Genomic DNA, 15,354 nt, shown 5'->3' with positions numbered 1-15,354 from the left:
TACCTACTTTTGGCCTCTCAAGTTGCCCACTACCTAGCTCATGTGGAATGTCTATCACCCGCAATCAAGTTTTCCGATGGCAACGATCATTAAACGATGTCAGGCATTATTTCCTATTTGAAATATTGAAAATCGCTTTGACGATATGTTTCTTAAAAACATTTTTTTGTAATGTTTCTTACGTGCATGTTGAGCCAATGAAATAATATGTGTACGGCCTACAATATTGCCGCATGATGACCACCGCGCTGTGCAAGGCATTCTCTTCTGTTGCCAAAAACAACCGGTCGACCGAATCGCCTTTACTGCGTGGTCGGCGTTGGAACGCCATCATGACGGCCTGATGTTCAAGGATGTCGACTCGGAAATCGTGTATATCGCTACAAGCATGTCGGAAACCTGCTCTGCGGCATAATGTCCTTTAAAGTGCGCACCGCGCATGATCTCTGGCTGTCTGTGCAGCATCCTATAGTTAATTTCGTTTTCCGTACCTCACCTGCTGGCATTGACGTCAGTGCCCCGGCATCAGTCCTCGGCCAGCATCCTTGCGGCGGAGTTCTCAGCAAGCTTCATCCATGATAGCGAGCTGAAGAGTCATGCAAGCACGCTGAACACGCTAACCGATAGCCAATTCTCTTGCCGACGGGAATTGCACTGATTTCTTCCGACGGCATGCTGCTTTCGAAGTCGACCACGGGGCTGCTGCAGAGGGCACTCCTGTGGTTTTCAGAATCCCTCTGCTTTTAAAGCCATCCTTGATTAGGCTGTGCATCCTGCGCTCAGGTACGCAGATGCGTCCCTGCGTTAGCACAGGACAGGCAAGCTGAATAAAGCGTCTTTAAAAGGCGTCATGCCACCGACGGAAGGCGGCACCGACATCAGAATGCAATGAATACAAGAGTTTTTGTATACAGGATGAAGCTTAACAAATACCATGTAGCTTCCTCTGTCGACAAAGAGCCCCTGTGGCCTTCCTGGTGTTCCATGACAAACCGATCTCATTTGCTCCGTGACGCGATCGAAGACCTGATCGCAACCGGCCAGTTTCGTCCGGGAGACCCTTTGGACGAGACCGAGCTGGCAAAGCGTTTCGATGTGTCGCGCACGCCGATCCGTGAGGCGATGATCCAGTTGGCGTCTATGGGGCTCGTGACGATGAGACCGCGACGCGGAGCAATCGTCGCCACCGCGGCTCCCGAGCAGCTGGTGGAAATGTTCGACGTGATGGCAGAGCTGGAAGCCATGTGCGGCAGACTTGCCGCACGCCGCATGTCGGCTGCGGACCACGGCGCCCTGAAGTCAGCCCATGACGCTTGCCGGGAGGCGTGCCTTGCAGGGGACGCAGACGCCTACTATTACAAGAATGAAGCATTTCACGACACGATCTATGCCGGAAGCCATAACAACTTTCTCGCGGAGCAGGCGCGTGGGCTGCACCGGAGGCTGCGCCCTTATCGTCGTCTGCAACTGCGGGTGCGCAATCGCCTTCCCACTTCATTCGAAGAGCATGAGCAGGTAGTCAATGCGATCCTGGCTGGGGACGGTGAACTGACCGCCAGGCTGCTGCGCCAGCATGTCCTTGTTCAGGGCCAGCGCTTTGCCGATCTTATTGCTTCCCTTTCGCAGTTGGGAACACGCGCCGCCTGAACTTGCGATGCTTTTTAAAGGACGGGCCTCACCGTCCCCGCCGTGGCATGCTCCGTTGCGGCCCGCCGCGTACGATGCGTTTTTGTACCTGCTTCCATAAGAAGCTCGCTACAGCCAGCATGATCATCTTTCGCATGACAGTGCTCCGTTGACTGGAATAGGGAACTGCCATTCTTGCACCGGCGCGATGGTCGCCGGTGCACCGCGCTGCGTGCATGACGTTTCGCGCAAACCAGGGGGCGGCCGGCGATGCAAGGTGCACCGTCAGCCACTCAGACGACATCCTGGTAACTGAGCACGATGCGTCGATAACGCGTCATGCTGTTAATGTCCAGTAATCCCAACCAGCGCGCGACTTCTTCTTCGCTCTTTCCTTTTCGCAGCTGACGCAAGGCAAAAGTGTGCCGAAGCTTGAACAGGCCGCCGGCATCCTTGCTGATTTTTGCCGATTCGAGGACATCCCGGCTGGCCTCGAAGCAACGGGTATGCGACCACTGCGTGCCGTTCATCGTCGATGGAAAAACATAGTTGCCGGGTATGGCCTGCTGGGCACGGATGCGCAGCCAGAACGCAAGCTGGCGTCCAGCCCAGTCCGCCACCGGCGTTTCCCGCGCCGGCGAATTGCCGTTGCCTTCAACCGAGAGCTTCCATGGCACGCCTGCCCTGCGGCCGCCGGTCGTGATCACGCCATCAAGTTTCAGGCTGCGTATATCGCCTGGGGCCAGGCCGGCGCCAAGCATTAACGCCACCGCGGTCCGGTCTCGCACTGTCTTCCAGGTCATCTTTTCCTTCGATTCTGGCTGCGGAGCACGCGTCAGGTAGGCTATCAAGACGCGTGCCTGCATTTCGTCGAGGTAGTCTGGCGGCGGATCCTTGTCAGCGGCCTCGGCATATTTGTACTCTGGTCTTTCCCTGAGCAAGGCTGCCGCATGGTTGACCTGAACGCCGTCGACCCGGGCCTGATGCTGGCTCACGCGCTGTATCAGCATCAGGTAGCGGTTCGCATAGCGCGCAGAGAGGTAACCGCCACGGGTGGTCTGACGTGGTTGCTCCGGGTCCGGACCGGTACCCCGGATGGCGAGAAAGGTTTCGAGGTCCGATACCGTCAGGTCGGCCAGCAGAATTTGCCGTTCAGCACAAAATTTCGCGAATGCCTGCCACATCTCGCGGTAGACATTAATCGACTCCTCCGACAAGGCTCGCTCGCTCTTGGCACGCGAACGGGACGTCTGTCGATGGGCAAGCCACGCCTCGAAACTCTGGTTTAACGCCTCTTCGGTCTGGCCAGAATCGATATCAAAAAGCGTCAGGTTCTTTGTCATCCGGAATTACTCCTTAAAAACGGCTTCAACCAAGCAGCATTCTTGAACCAATATCATAACCGAATTAACGCCAAACGACGTTTCCATCCCTGCGACAAACTCGTAAAGCCACAAATAATTAAAAGACCGAACGTCTGAATAAATTTACAGATGTTTAATTTAATGTTTGCAATGTAACAACACATTGAAAACTTGTTCGTACTAATTGGTATCAAACAAACCGGGGAATGGCATTGCCGCAACGGCTTGGCGTTAGTACGGAATTCGAAGGGGGGATTGGCGATTGTTGGGGTTGGCGCATTTAAGGAAGGGCTGTGGAATTTAAGGAAGGGCTGTGTACTTATCCTCGCTGACCTGATCTTTGAAAATCATATTTCCTGCATCGCTTCCAAGGGCGTTGCCGATACCATCCCTTTCCCTTGCTTGAAAACAGCTGGTCCTTATTCGCTACGGCCGGCGTTTTAAGCTCGGTAGGGTTTGGCTTTATCTGGCTGTCTGTTGCATCAGGGTTGCTAAGGGCATGGGGCGTTTATCCTGCTTGGCTTGTTCAGACATCTGCAAAATCGTTCCTCCGTTCCACGTCACGGGAAAGCACTGGCATTCGGAGTTAAGCGTTTGGCCTGGAATATTCCCCGAGGAATACCGCCGAGTTGTCTACCCCGTTCCGTTTCTTCCCGCTTTGAACCCATGATGATGAGCGACCAGTCCGCATTTTTTGAGCGGGGTTTTCCATCTTTTGTCAGAACGTCTTTGGACGCGATTGCCGCTGGTCATGAAATCTGTTTGGCTGGAAACAGCTAAAGACAGCCATTTTCCATATTCTGGTAGCTCACAAATGTCTCTCTGTCCGATGTAGCACTCCCGCGACCTGCCCTGCCATGCACTTCCGGGTAATAATGTCGATCTTTTCCTCTTCAGAAATATCCATGCCCGTCACCGCGCATGTGTCGCCGTTATGCAAATTGAAACAATCCGCCAGCGCCTGAGGGAACTGGGCGCCCTGCCCTTGCACGAGCAGAGGGTGCTGCGTGACTGGCTCCAGGTCAGGCCGCATGATCAGGGACGGCGGCGGCCTGCTGATTTCCTTCCAAAAACATTGCGCAATGCATTGCCCGGTATCGATACCGAGCTGCTTGCTCTCGCCCGCCTGATCTCCAGCCACGCTGCCGAGGGTGATGCGGCGCGCCTGCTGGTTGGGTTGGGCGATGGCCAGATGGTGGAAAACGTGCTGCTGCCGCGCGGCGGCGTGTGCGTGTCCAGCCAGGTTGGTTGCGCAGTGGGCTGCCAGTTCTGCATGACCGGGCGCAGCGGCCTGATACGCCAGGTAACCAGCGGCGAGATCGTTGCGCAAGTCGTGCTGGCGCGCTCGATCAGGCCAGTGAAGAAGGTCGTATTCATGGGAATGGGAGAGCCGGCGCATAACCTGGACAACGTGCTGGAGGCAATCGACCTTCTTGGCACCGAAGGCGACATCGGGCACAAGAACCTGGTGTTTTCCACTGTGGGCGATGCCCGTGCCTTCGAGCGCCTGGCCATGAGCAGGGTCAAGCCGGCGCTGGCGCTTTCGCTGCACACCACCAGGCCTGAGCTGCGCGCAACCTTGCTGCCGAAGGCGCCGCGCATCGACCCGGCTGATCTGGTTGCCCTTGGCGAGGACTATGCGCGGCAGACGCATTATCCGGTGCAGTACCAATGGACGCTGATGGAAGGCGTCAATGACGGACAGGATGAGCTTGATGGCATCGTTGCACTGCTGAAGGGGAAATATGCGGTCCTCAACATGATTCCCTACAACACCGTGCCGGGACTGCCGTTTGTACGTCCCAGCTGGGAACGTGCAAAGGAAATCGCGCGTGCGCTCCATCAACGGGGCGTGCTGACGAAATTGCGCGATTCCGCCGGCCAGGACGTGGACGGCGGATGCGGCCAGCTGCGGGCACGCGCCACCGCGCCGTTCAGGAAAACCATTCCGCTGCGGGAGGAAAGTCATTCGCCGGCGTGCGGCAACGCCGCACGCTGAACCCGGTCACGCCCCGCGGCGCCGTCAGACCGGATCGACAGGCGACGGCGCAACGCCGCCCTGCTCTATCGCTTCGCCGGCAAGCAGGCAGATGTCCTCGCGATAACGCGCCGCCACCAGCTGCACGCCAAGCGGCGAGTTGCCATGCATGCCGGTGCAGACGCTCAATGCAGGCAGCCCGAGGAATGGCAAGCCGATCTGGGTCATCTGCGCAGCCCATACGCGGGCATAAGCGGCGTCGCCCTGCAGATCGAGTTGATCCGGAAAAGGCAGCTCGGCCGAGACGGGCAGCAGCAGCAGCGGGTAGTCAACCAGAAACTGCTGCCACTGGCGCAGCAGCGTGGCCCGGCGCGTCAGCGTCCGGGAGAACCCGGCCAGGTCGAGCTCGGCGGCGCGGGCCTTGTGCCCGGCCAGCGCTGCCAGCGCGCCGGGATCGTTTTCCCGGATGGCGGCGGCCTCCATTGCCGCATAGCCGTCGCCCAGCCACATCGTGATCTGCAGATCCGCCGCTTCCTTCAGCGGCGGCAACTGGTCGATCTCGTCCACACGCCAGCCGCGCTCGCGCAGCCGCCGGGCGGCATCCTGCAAGGCGGCCTCGACTTCCGGCGCAACCTGCAGGCCGTCGGGCCGCACGCAGAGCGCCGCCACCTTCGGCAATGCCGGGCCTTCCAGCGGCACTGGCACCCACCACGGATCGCGCGGATCCGGCGCGGACATCGCGGCAAGACCAAGCCGCAGATCCTGGATGGTGCGTCCTATCGGCCCCGACACCGCCGTGAGCTGCGCGCCGATGGCGCGTTCGGGTGACGATGCGTTGTAGGCAGGCACGCGGCCCAGGGTCGGGCGCAGTCCGTGCACGCCGCAGGCATAGGCCGGGTAGCGGATCGAGCCGGCGATGTCGGTGCCGTGGGCCAGATGCCCGATGCCGCTGGCCACAGCCGATGCCGCGCCGCCGGAAGAGCCGCCGGGCGTGAGAAGCCGGTTGCGCGGATTGCGGGTGGTGCCGTGCAGCTGGTTGCTGGTGAACCAGCGGTAGCTGAATGCGGGCGTGTTGGTCCGTCCGAGGATCACGGCGCCCGCCTTGCGCAGATTGTCGACGACCGGGCTGTTGCTTGCCGCGATCAGGTCACGCTGCAGGGTCACGCCATTGGTGGTGGCATGGCCGGCCTGGTCGATGTTGACCTTGACCGTCACCGGAACGCCGGCCAGGATGCCCGGATCTTCACCACGCGCAAGTGCCGCATCGACCGCGTCGGCCTGCGCCAGTACCTCTTCCGGCCGGCAGTCGACGACCGCATTGATAGTTGGGTTCACCGCAGTCAGCCGGTCCAGCGCCGACTGCGCCGCTTCCCGCGCCGAGAGTTGCCTTGCCTTGATGCGGTCAGCCAGTTCCGCCGCCGACAGGCGCCATGTTTCCGTCATGTCTCCTCCTTGTTATTGGCGGGCGGCCGGCTTGATGGCGGCTGCCCGCGTGTTGGGGTCTGGAGGATTATGCCTGTGTTCAAGCGCCGGCTGGGTGATCTGCGTCACACGCTTCAGGTCGTCAGGCTGTTCTCCGGCCTGCGCCCCGCGAGCGCGTCGGCCAGGCTGGCCAGCACCATCTCGCCCATGGCAGTGCGGCTTTCGATGGTGGCGCTGGCGCGGTGGGCCTGCAGCACGACCTGCTCCATGCCGCGCAGCGCGGCCGGCACGTGCGGCTCATCGACGAAGACGTCCAGCCCGGCCCCGGCGATCACGCCGGCTTGCAGCGCCTGCACCAGATCGGGTTCATTCACCAGCCTGCCGCGTGCGATGTTGACGAGGAAGCCGCCGCTGCCGAGGGCCTGCAATATCTGCGCATCGACGATGCCCTCGGCCTTGTCCGCGGCCGCGCACAACACCAGCATGTCGCTGCCTTCAGCCAGCCGCCGCAGTTCGCCGACGAAGTGCCATGGCAGGCTGTCGATAGCCGCCAGGTCGGTGTAGGCGATCGCGCAGCCGAACGCGGCGGCGCGGGTTGCCACGGCGCGGCCGACGCGGCCCATGCCGACGATGCCGACCCGCATGCCGCTCAGGCGCCGCGCCAGAGGGATCGCGCCCGGTTGCGGATGCTGCACCCACAGGCCGTCGCGCACGAAGCGGTCGACGCTACAGAGATTGCGGCATACCGCGAGCATCAGGCCCAGCGCCATATCGGCCACGTCCTCGGTCAGCGCGCCGAAAGTGCCGGTGACCGGGATGCCGCGTTCCCGCGCATGGGCCAGGTCGACCGCGTCGGTGCCGACGCCATTGACCGCCACGACCTGCAGCACGGGCAACTGCGCCATCAGCGCCCTGCTAATGCCGGTATGGCCGCCGGTGATCACGCCGCGGATGCGCGGGCCGATTTCGCGGATATAGGCGTCCTTGTCGTCCTGCTCGTAGTAGCGGCGCATGGTGTAAAGGGCGTCGAGCTTGTCGTTGATCGACGGGACCAGGATCGGGTTGAGCTGCAGGATTTCGGGTTTCATTGTTGTCCTTGCTGGTGGCTTGTTGCTTGGCTATGAGAGACAGCGCGGGCGGGGCGGCCGGGCCGGTGATTACTCGGCCTCGATGCCCGCCGTCCGGATGATCTTGCCCCAGCTTTCCAGTTCAGCAGCCTGGAACTGCTTCAGTTCTTCCGGCGACGAGGTGAACACCTCCATGCCGTTCCGGAAAACGAAGCGCTTCACCGCGTCCGACTGCATCGCCTTCTGCATCAGTTCGTTCAGTGCTTTCACCACCGGCTCGGGCGTGTTGGCAGGCGCATACAGCGCATTCCAGTAGCTGATCTGGTAATTCGGCAGGCCGGTTTCATTCAGGGTCGGCAGGTCGGGCACCAGCGGCGAGCGCTGCAGGCTGGTCACGCCCAGCGCATTGAGGCGGCCGGAGCGTACCTGCGGCAGGCTGGTGGTCAGGTCGACGATCATCATGTCGATCTGGCCGCCCACCAGGTCCAGCACCGCGTTGGGGTTGGCTTTGTAGGGCACGTGGGTCATGCGCACGCCCGTCATCTGCTGGAACAGTTCGCCGGCGACCCGGGCGGAAGAACTGCCCGAGCCGAAGGTCAGCTTGCCCGGCTCCTTCCTTGCCAGCGCGATGAAGTCGGACACGGTTTTCGCCTTCACGCTCGGATGGGTGACCATCAGCAGGTAACCCTTGACCAGCGCGCCGACGGGGGTGAAGTCCCTCACCGGGTCGTAAGTCAGCTTCTTGAACAGGAACGGGTTGGCGGCCTGGGTGGTGTTGGTGGTCATGAACACCGTGTGGCCGTCCGGCGCAGCGCGCGCCACTGCCTGCGCCGCGATGCCGCCGCTGCCGCCGGGCTTGTTTTCCACGATCACGGGCTGCTTCGTCGCCGCCGTGACTTCCTGCGCAACCGCCCTGGCCAGGCCGTCGGTGGTGCTGCCGGGGCTGGAGCCCACCACGATGGTGATGGCCCGTGACGGGAAGCCCTGCGCCCAGGCCGCGCCTGAGGCGCCGGGTCCAAGACAGGCAAGCGCAATCAACGATGCACCGGCGGCATTCCAGTTCTTCATGCTTGATCCTTCAGGATGATGGGTCGTGACTGGCCAAGCTGACCAGCAGGAAAAATGACGCGCTGTGCGCCATCTGCTTACGCTGGTCGTGACGCCGGGCGCAGCGGGATGAAGGGCATTGTAGAAAGGGGATTAAGTTTAGTCTAAGCTAGATGCTGTATCGATTAATCCATAAAATGCATAAATGTTCGAACTCTTCCAGTTGCGCTGCTTCGTTGCCCTTGCCGAGGAACTGCATTTCGGCCGCGCGGCCGCGCGCCTGTTCATGACGCAGCCGCCGTTGAGCCGCCAGATCCAGTTGCTGGAGCATGTCGTCGGCGTGCGCCTGCTCGAGCGCTCTACCCGCTCCGTTGCGCTGACCACCGCCGGGCAGAGCTTCTACCTGAATGCGCGCCAGTTGCTGAGGCAGGCCGACCAGGCCGCCGTCGAGGCGCGCCGCATCGACAAGGGCCAGGCCGGCCGGGTGATCTTCGGCTTCACCGCGGTGGCCGGCTATGAACTGATTCCCGACCTGGTTGCCGCCGCGCGCATGGCGCTGCCGGAAATCGACATCGTGCTGAAGGAGATGGTGTCGCTGGAACAGGCCGCGGCGCTGTCCTCCAACCTGATCGACCTGGGTTTTACACGCCCCTTGAGCGCGCAATCGCCTTTTTCCAAAACGCTGCTGCTGTCGGAGCCGCTGCTGCTGGCGGTGCATGGCGCGCATCCGCTGGCGGGCAAGGCCGGCATCGAGCCGGCAGACCTGCGCAGCGAACCACTGATCATGCATTCGCCGGACGAGGGAAAATACTTCTACAACCTGATCACGGCGCTGCTGACCGCCGCCGGCATCGATCCGCCGCATGCGCAATACCTGGAACAAAACCACACCATCCTGTCGATGGTGCGCAAGAGCCTGGGCGTGGCCATCGTGCCAGCCTCGGCCGGCCACCTGCAGTTTCCCGACATCGTGTTGAAGCCGCTCTGGGAGAGCCCGATCCGGGCCGAGATCTATCTGGCATGGCGGCCCGACAGCCATAATCCGGCGCTGGACACGGCGCGCCGCTTCGCGCTGGAGCACTGCGGCCAGCGGGCATGATGCGGGCGCCGGGGCCGCTCAGATGAAACGCCTGGCGCGCAGGCGCCGCAACACCAATACCACCAGCACCGCGCTCGCCGAGCCGGCCAGCAGCGGCGACGCGCCGATGACCTGGCAGAGCCCGTCCAGCGCCTCGACGCTGGCCTGCTCCAGGTAGCCGACCAGGTCGGCGACATGGGCAGCCGATATTGCCTGGACATCGTCCGGGCTGACCCGAAGCTCGCTGGCGCCGTTGCGCAGCCAGATGCGGGCGAATGCGCCATCGGCCAGCGCAAACAGCGACAGCAGGCCGAGCGGCCGCAGCAGCGGTTCCAGCAATCGGCTTTTCTCGGACGGCGGCGCATCCGCATACAGGCGCGCCACCAGTTCGGGGACCGGCCGCGCCGCCAGGTCCTGTGCCGCGTCGTTGATTTGTGTGTGGGATGACATCGATTGCTTCGTCATGCTCGCATCCTCCTGTTGTTATCGGCCGCCGGACGACGGCGGCCTTTCTGCCCGCCAAAACATCATTTTCCGCGCCGATTGTCACGGCAATGTGTCGGGAATGTATCCGGCATGCCTGCAGGGATTTCCTTTGTATGCTAATATTTGGTATGCAAACTAATTTTTCTTGCGGATTTTTAAATGGAAAATTTCGACCAGGAACTGATGCGTCTCACGATGGCCCTGACCGCGGTGTCGCGCAGCTACAAGGCGGTGGCCGACCAGGTTGCATCCGGCTTCGGGCTGTCGCAGGCAACCGCCTGGCCCGTGGTGATGATCGCAAGGCTGGGTGACGGCGTGCGTCCCGGCGCGCTGGCCGAGGCTTTGGGCCTGGAGCCGTCGTCGCTGGTGCGGGTGATCGACCAGCTGATCGCATCCGGCCTGGTCGAACGGCGCGAGGATGAAAGCGACCGCCGCGCCCGCACCCTGCACCTGACCGAACGCGGCCGCGACTGCGCGGCCCGGCTGGAACAGGCGCTGGTGCCGTTCCGGCGCACCCTGTTCGACGGCATACCGCGCGAGGACATCGCGGTCTGCGCCAGCGTGCTGAGCCGCCTCGATGCGGCGATCGCCGACTATGAAGACGCCGCCGGGAGCCGGCGCGTGTCGTGAAGGCTCCCAGCCGCGCCGAGCTGCTGTTCTCGGCCAAGTCCTTCGCGGCGGCGATGCTGGCGCTTTATCTCGCCATGTCCATCGGCCTGCCGCGTCCGTTCTGGGCGATGCTGACCGCCTACGTGGTGTCCAACCCGCTGTCGGGCGCGGTGCGCTCGAAGGCGGCGTACCGGGTCGGCGGCACCCTTCTGGGCTCGATGGCGACGGTGCTGCTGGTGCCGCGCCTGTCGAACGCGCCGGAACTGCTGGCGCTGGTGATGGCGCTGTGGGTCGGCGTCTGCCTGTATATATCGCTGCACGACCGCACGCCGCGTTCCTATGTCTTCATGCTGGCCGGCTACACCGCCGCCCTGATCGGCTTTCCCGCGGTGGGTGCGCCTGACACCGTGTTCGATGTGGCGCTGGCGCGGGTCGAGGAAATCACGCTGGGCATCGTCTGCGCCACCGTGATCCATAGCGTGGTGCTGCCGCAGAGCATGGCGCCGGCGCTGCTGGCGCGGCTGGACCGGGCGCTGGACGATGCCCGGCGCTGGCTGCGCGATGCGCTGGGCGCAGGCAGCAATGCGCGCGAGCGGCGCAGCCTGGCGGGCGACATCACCGAACTGCGCCTGATGGCAACCCACCTGCCGTTCGACACGTCGAACCTGCGCTGGACCGGCAACACCATCCACGCGCTGCAGGACCGGCTGGCGCTGATGATGCCGCTGCTGGCCGGCATCGAGGACAGGCTGCATGCGCTGCGCGATGCCGATGCCGATGCCAACGGCGATGCCGGGGCGGCGTCGCGCTGGCGGGACCTGCTGGCGCGCATCGTGGCCTGGAACGAGGCCGGCGCCAGCACGAGCGAGGGCGCACCCGGGCGGCTGCACGCCGAGATCGATGCGCTGCGTCCGGCGCTGACCGCAAGCTCGGGCTGGGCCGACCTGCTGCAGGTCAACCTGGCCGGCCGCCTGCATGCGCTTCTGCGGCTGTGCACCGAATGCGCCAGCCTGCGCGCGGCGCTCGACGACAGCCTGCACGGCAGGCAGCCGGCGACGCCGCGGGTGGCGGGATCGCGGCCGCGGGTGCTGCACCGCGATTCCGGCATGGCCCTGCTGTCGGCGGCGGCCGCGGTCATCGCCATTTTGGCTTGCTGCGCCTTCTGGATACTGACCGCCTGGCCGGCCGGTTCGGCCGCGGCCATGATGGCGGCGGTGTTCTGCTGCTTCTTCGCCACGCAGGACGACCCGGTGCCGGGCATACGGCTGTTCTTCAATTACACGCTGGCGTCGATCCCGGTGTCGGCCGTGTACCTGCTGCTGGTGATGCCGGCGGTGCACAGCTTCGAGATGCTGATGCTGGCGGTGGCGCCCTGCTTCCTGCTGCTGGGCATCTACGTGGCGCGGCCGGCCACCACCGGCGCGGCGATGGCGATGCTGTTCGGCGTGGCCGGCATGCTCAGCATGCAGGACACCGGCACCATGGACCTGGTGTCCTTCATCAACAGCATGCTGGCGCAGCTGGCCGGCATTGGCGCCGCCGCGGTGTTTACGCGGCTGCTGCGCTCGGTCAGCGCAGACTGGACGGCGCGCCGGCTGCTGCGTGCCGGCTGGCGCGAGCTGGCGAGCCTGGCGGGCGAACGCCGGGTGCCGTCGGTGGAAGCGGTATCGGCGCGGATGGTGGACCGGATCGGCATGCTGACGCCGCGGCTGGCGATGGCGGCATCGCGCGGCCAGCACGACGCCGCCAGCCTGGACGCGCTGCATGCCTTCGGCGACCTGCGCATTGGCCTGAACATTGCCCAGTTGCGGCGCCTGGCGCCCCGGCTGCGGCAGCAGCAGGCGGCGCTGGCGCAGCTGCTGCAGGACCTGGCCAGCCATTTCCGCGCCGGCCCGCAGCAAGGCGCCGGGGCCGGGCTGCTGCGGCAACTCGATGCGGCGCTGGCCGCTGTCTGCGCCGCTGCTGGCGGCGCAGACGCCGCACGGCAGGACGCGGCGGCTGCGCTGGTGGGCATACGGCGCGGCCTGTTTCCCGACGCAGCCGGCTACCTGGCCGGCGCGGCGGAACCACGCAACCGGATGACGGAGACAAGACAATGACAGGCGAAGTCAGCCTTTATGGCATTTACATTCCATCGCTGCTCTTGATGGCGCTGCTGGCGCTGATGCTCTCGCGCGGCCTTTCCTGGCTGCTGGCGCGTGCCGGCTTTTACCGGCTGGTATGGCATCCGGCGCTGTTCGACCTGGCGATGTTCATCGTCGTGCTGGGCGCGCTGTGCCGTTTTTTAACGCTTTGAAGTCGAGGTAGATATGCAATTTTCCCTTTCAGGCATGGGCCGCGTGCTGGTTACCCTGGTCGCGGTGGGCGCGGCGGTGGTGGCCGGCGCCGGCTTGTGGCAACGCTACGAAGTCCAGCCCTGGACCCGCGATGGCCGCATCAAGGCCAACGTGATCCAGGTTGCGCCCGACGTCACCGGACAGGTCACGCGCATGCTGGTGCATGACAACCAGCAGGTCGCCAGGGGCGAAACCCTGTTCGAGATCGATCGCGCCCGCTTCGAACTGGCGCTGCGCCAGGCCGAGGCCTCGCTGCAGGCGCAGCGCACCGCGCTGGACCAGGCCGAGAACGAGGCGCGCCGCAACCGCCAGCTCGGCAACCTGGTGTCCCAGGAAAACCGCGAACAGGGCCAGGCCAGGGTCAACCAGCTGCGCGCGGCGCTCGACCAGGCGCTGGTGGCGCGCGACGTCGCCCGGCTCAACCTCGAACGCACCCGGGTGGCGGCCAGCAGCGACGGCATCGTCACCAACCTCGACCTGCAGGCCGGCGCCTATGTCAGCGCCGGCCATCCGGTGCTGGCGCTGGTGGACCGCAATTCCTTCTACGCGGAAGGCTATTTCGAGGAAACCAAGCTGCCCGGCATCAGCCTGGGCGACGCGGTCAGCGTGTCGCTGATGGGCACGAAACAGCAGCTCGCCGGCCACGTCGACAGCTTTGCCCAGGGCATCGCCGACCGCGACCGCAACACCGCCGGCAACCTGCTGCCGAACGTAAACCCGACCTTCAACTGGGTGCGGCTGGCGCAGCGCATCCCGGTGCGCATCGCGCTCGACCGCGTGCCCGAGGGCGTGCGGCTGGTGTCGGGGCAGACGGTGACGGTGGAAGTGCATCATCGCCAGGACGCCCGGGTGGCTGCGCGATGAGGGCCACTTTGCCGGGCCGCGCGGCCGCCGCCTCCCTGCTCGTCCTGCTCGCCGCCTGCGGCACGGTCGGCCCCGACTACCGGGTGCCGGAGCAGGCCGCAGTCAACAAGCCGTCCGCCGCCGCGCCCTTTGCCGGCGCCGCCGAGCCGGCCTACAGCCTCGCGCCGCTGCCGCCGCGCTGGTGGCGGCTGTACCGCGACCCGGCGCTGGAGCGCCTGGTCGAACAGGCGCTGGCCGCCAATGCCGACTTGCGGGTGGCCGACGCCAACCTGCGGCGCGCCCGGGCGCTGGAGCAGGAAGTCGGCGCCGCCGGCCGGCCCGCCCTTGGCGTCAGCGCCGCGCCGGCTTACGGCCGGCCGTCGGCCGCGGCGCGCGGCCTGCCGGAAGCGCTGCCGGATGCCGCTTCCTACGATGCCGGCGTGTCGGTGTCCTACCAGGTCGACCTGTTCGGCAAGATCGCCCGCGCCATCGAGGCGGCCGACGCCGACAGCGGCGCGGCAGCCGCCGCCTACGACCTGGCGCGCATCAACGTCGCCGCCGGCACAGTGCGCGCCTATGCCGATGCCTGCGCCTCCGCCGCCCAGCTCCAGGTAGCGAAGCGCTCGCTCGGGCTGCAGCAGGATTTCCTCGACCTGACCGCACAGCGCATCGCCGCCGGCCGCGGCACCGCGCTCGACGCCAGCCGCGCCCGGGCCCAGGCCGAGCAGTTGCGCGCGGCGCTGCCGCCGCTGCAGGCGGCACAGCGCGGCGCGCTGCTGCGCCTGGCCGCGCTGCTGGGCGACACGCCGGACAAGCTGCCCGACAGCGCCGCCCGCTGCACGGTACCGCCGCGCCTGGCCTTCCCGGTGCCGGTGGGCGACGGCGCGGCGCTGCTGCGGCGCCGGCCCGACATCCGCCAGGCGGAACGCGGCCTGGCCGCCGCCAGCGCGCGCATCGGTGTCGCCACCGCCGACCTGTATCCCAGCATCACGCTGGGCCTGTCGGCCGGCAGCACCGGCGCGCTGGCCGGCTTCGACGCCGGCAATGCCTTGCGCTGGAGCCTGGGGCCGCTGATTTCCTGGTCGCTGCCGGTCAATGGCGCGGCCCGCAGCCGCATTGCCCAGGCCGAGGCGTCCAATGAGGCGGCGCTGGCGCGCTTCGATGGCACGGTGCTCAATGCGCTGCGCGAGGCCGAAACGTCACTGACAGTCTATGCACGCGAGCTGGACCGCAATGCGGCGCTGAAGGCGGCGCGCGAGCAGAGCGCGCTGGCGGCAAGCCAGGCCAGCGAACTGTACCGTTACGGCCGCACCGATTTCCTGACCACGCTGGACACCCAGCGCTCGCTGGCCTCGGCCGAAAGCGCGCTCACGGCCAGCGACGCCCAGCTGGCAAGCGACCAGGTTGCATTGTTCCTGGCGCTCGGCGGCGGCTGGGAAAGCGCCGGGCCCGGGGCCGCGGCGGATTCATCCAATTTCACTGAAACAAGGAAGTAGCA

General features: G+C 64.9%; 13 protein-coding genes. 8 read left to right on the top strand and 5 right to left on the bottom strand.

The window, feature by feature from the left end:
- Positions 1 to 984: 984 nt before the first annotated feature.
- The gene (locus tag IGW04_RS08190) at positions 985 to 1,647 is read left to right on the top strand and encodes a GntR family transcriptional regulator (RefSeq protein WP_194712573.1); all 663 of its coding nucleotides are present in this window, start codon (positions 985 to 987) and stop codon (positions 1,645 to 1,647) included.
- Between the two features lie 272 nt (positions 1,648 to 1,919).
- Here the strand turns inward: IGW04_RS08190 and IGW04_RS08185 are convergent, their stop codons facing one another.
- Complete coding sequence (locus IGW04_RS08185) at positions 1,920 to 2,969, bottom strand: tyrosine-type recombinase/integrase (RefSeq protein ID WP_194712572.1); 1,050 nt, start codon at positions 2,967 to 2,969, stop codon at positions 1,920 to 1,922.
- Between the two features lie 955 nt (positions 2,970 to 3,924).
- On the opposite strand from IGW04_RS08185, the gene IGW04_RS08180 reads away from it, so the two are divergent.
- On the top strand, positions 3,925 to 4,989 hold the full coding sequence (locus IGW04_RS08180; protein ID WP_194712571.1) for an RNA methyltransferase: 1,065 nt from the start codon (positions 3,925 to 3,927) through the stop codon (positions 4,987 to 4,989).
- Between the two features lie 24 nt (positions 4,990 to 5,013).
- On the opposite strand, the gene IGW04_RS08175 is transcribed toward IGW04_RS08180, so the two are convergent.
- From IGW04_RS08175 to IGW04_RS08165, 3 genes are all read right to left on the bottom strand, one after another.
- Positions 5,014 to 6,411, bottom strand: a complete 1,398-nt coding sequence (locus IGW04_RS08175; RefSeq protein ID WP_194712570.1) for an amidase family protein — start codon at positions 6,409 to 6,411, stop codon at positions 5,014 to 5,016.
- A gap of 113 nt (positions 6,412 to 6,524) precedes the next feature.
- Entirely contained in the window at positions 6,525 to 7,478 is a 954-nt protein-coding gene (locus tag IGW04_RS08170; protein WP_194712569.1) for a 2-hydroxyacid dehydrogenase, read from the bottom strand.
- Positions 7,479 to 7,547: 69 nt separating this feature from the next.
- On the bottom strand, positions 7,548 to 8,525 hold the full coding sequence (locus IGW04_RS08165; RefSeq protein ID WP_194712568.1) for a Bug family tripartite tricarboxylate transporter substrate binding protein: 978 nt from the start codon (positions 8,523 to 8,525) through the stop codon (positions 7,548 to 7,550).
- Between the two features lie 184 nt (positions 8,526 to 8,709).
- On the opposite strand from IGW04_RS08165, the gene IGW04_RS08160 reads away from it, so the two are divergent.
- Positions 8,710 to 9,603 carry a LysR family transcriptional regulator gene (locus IGW04_RS08160; protein ID WP_194712567.1) on the top strand — a complete coding sequence of 298 codons (894 nt, stop codon included), beginning with the start codon at positions 8,710 to 8,712 and terminating at the stop codon, positions 9,601 to 9,603.
- A gap of 18 nt (positions 9,604 to 9,621) precedes the next feature.
- On the opposite strand, the gene IGW04_RS08155 is transcribed toward IGW04_RS08160, so the two are convergent.
- On the bottom strand, positions 9,622 to 10,047 hold the full coding sequence (locus IGW04_RS08155) for a hypothetical protein (protein WP_194712566.1): 426 nt from the start codon (positions 10,045 to 10,047) through the stop codon (positions 9,622 to 9,624).
- 180 nt (positions 10,048 to 10,227) lie between these two features.
- Here IGW04_RS08155 and IGW04_RS08150 point away from each other — a divergent pair, with 180 nt between their 5' ends.
- Genes IGW04_RS08150 through IGW04_RS08130 form a run of 5 tightly spaced genes read left to right on the top strand, consistent with a single transcriptional unit; the run spans position 10,228 to position 15,352 of the window.
- Positions 10,228 to 10,698, top strand: coding sequence for a MarR family winged helix-turn-helix transcriptional regulator (locus IGW04_RS08150; RefSeq protein ID WP_194712565.1), 471 nt, complete (start codon positions 10,228 to 10,230; stop codon positions 10,696 to 10,698).
- Positions 10,695 to 12,776 (top strand): FUSC family protein, encoded by a 2,082-nt coding sequence (locus IGW04_RS08145; protein WP_194712564.1) that lies wholly within the window; start codon positions 10,695 to 10,697, stop codon positions 12,774 to 12,776. The genes IGW04_RS08150 and IGW04_RS08145 overlap by 4 nt, the downstream gene beginning before the upstream one ends.
- On the top strand, positions 12,773 to 12,973 hold the full coding sequence (locus tag IGW04_RS08140; protein WP_194712563.1) for a DUF1656 domain-containing protein: 201 nt from the start codon (positions 12,773 to 12,775) through the stop codon (positions 12,971 to 12,973). Before IGW04_RS08145 ends, IGW04_RS08140 begins: the two co-directional genes overlap by 4 nt.
- 13 nt (positions 12,974 to 12,986) lie before the next feature.
- The gene (locus IGW04_RS08135) at positions 12,987 to 13,877 is read left to right on the top strand and encodes an efflux RND transporter periplasmic adaptor subunit (RefSeq protein ID WP_194712562.1); all 891 of its coding nucleotides are present in this window, start codon (positions 12,987 to 12,989) and stop codon (positions 13,875 to 13,877) included.
- Positions 13,874 to 15,352 (top strand): efflux transporter outer membrane subunit, encoded by a 1,479-nt coding sequence (locus tag IGW04_RS08130; RefSeq protein ID WP_194712561.1) that lies wholly within the window; start codon positions 13,874 to 13,876, stop codon positions 15,350 to 15,352. The genes IGW04_RS08135 and IGW04_RS08130 overlap by 4 nt, the downstream gene beginning before the upstream one ends.
- Positions 15,353 to 15,354 lie beyond the last annotated feature (2 nt).

This window comes from Noviherbaspirillum soli, from assembly GCF_015352955.1.
Classification (GTDB): Bacteria; Pseudomonadota; Gammaproteobacteria; order Burkholderiales; family Burkholderiaceae_D; genus Noviherbaspirillum_A; species Noviherbaspirillum_A soli.
Note: the sequence above shows the minus strand (reverse complement) of the source record. Positions and strands in the feature narration are given on the sequence as shown.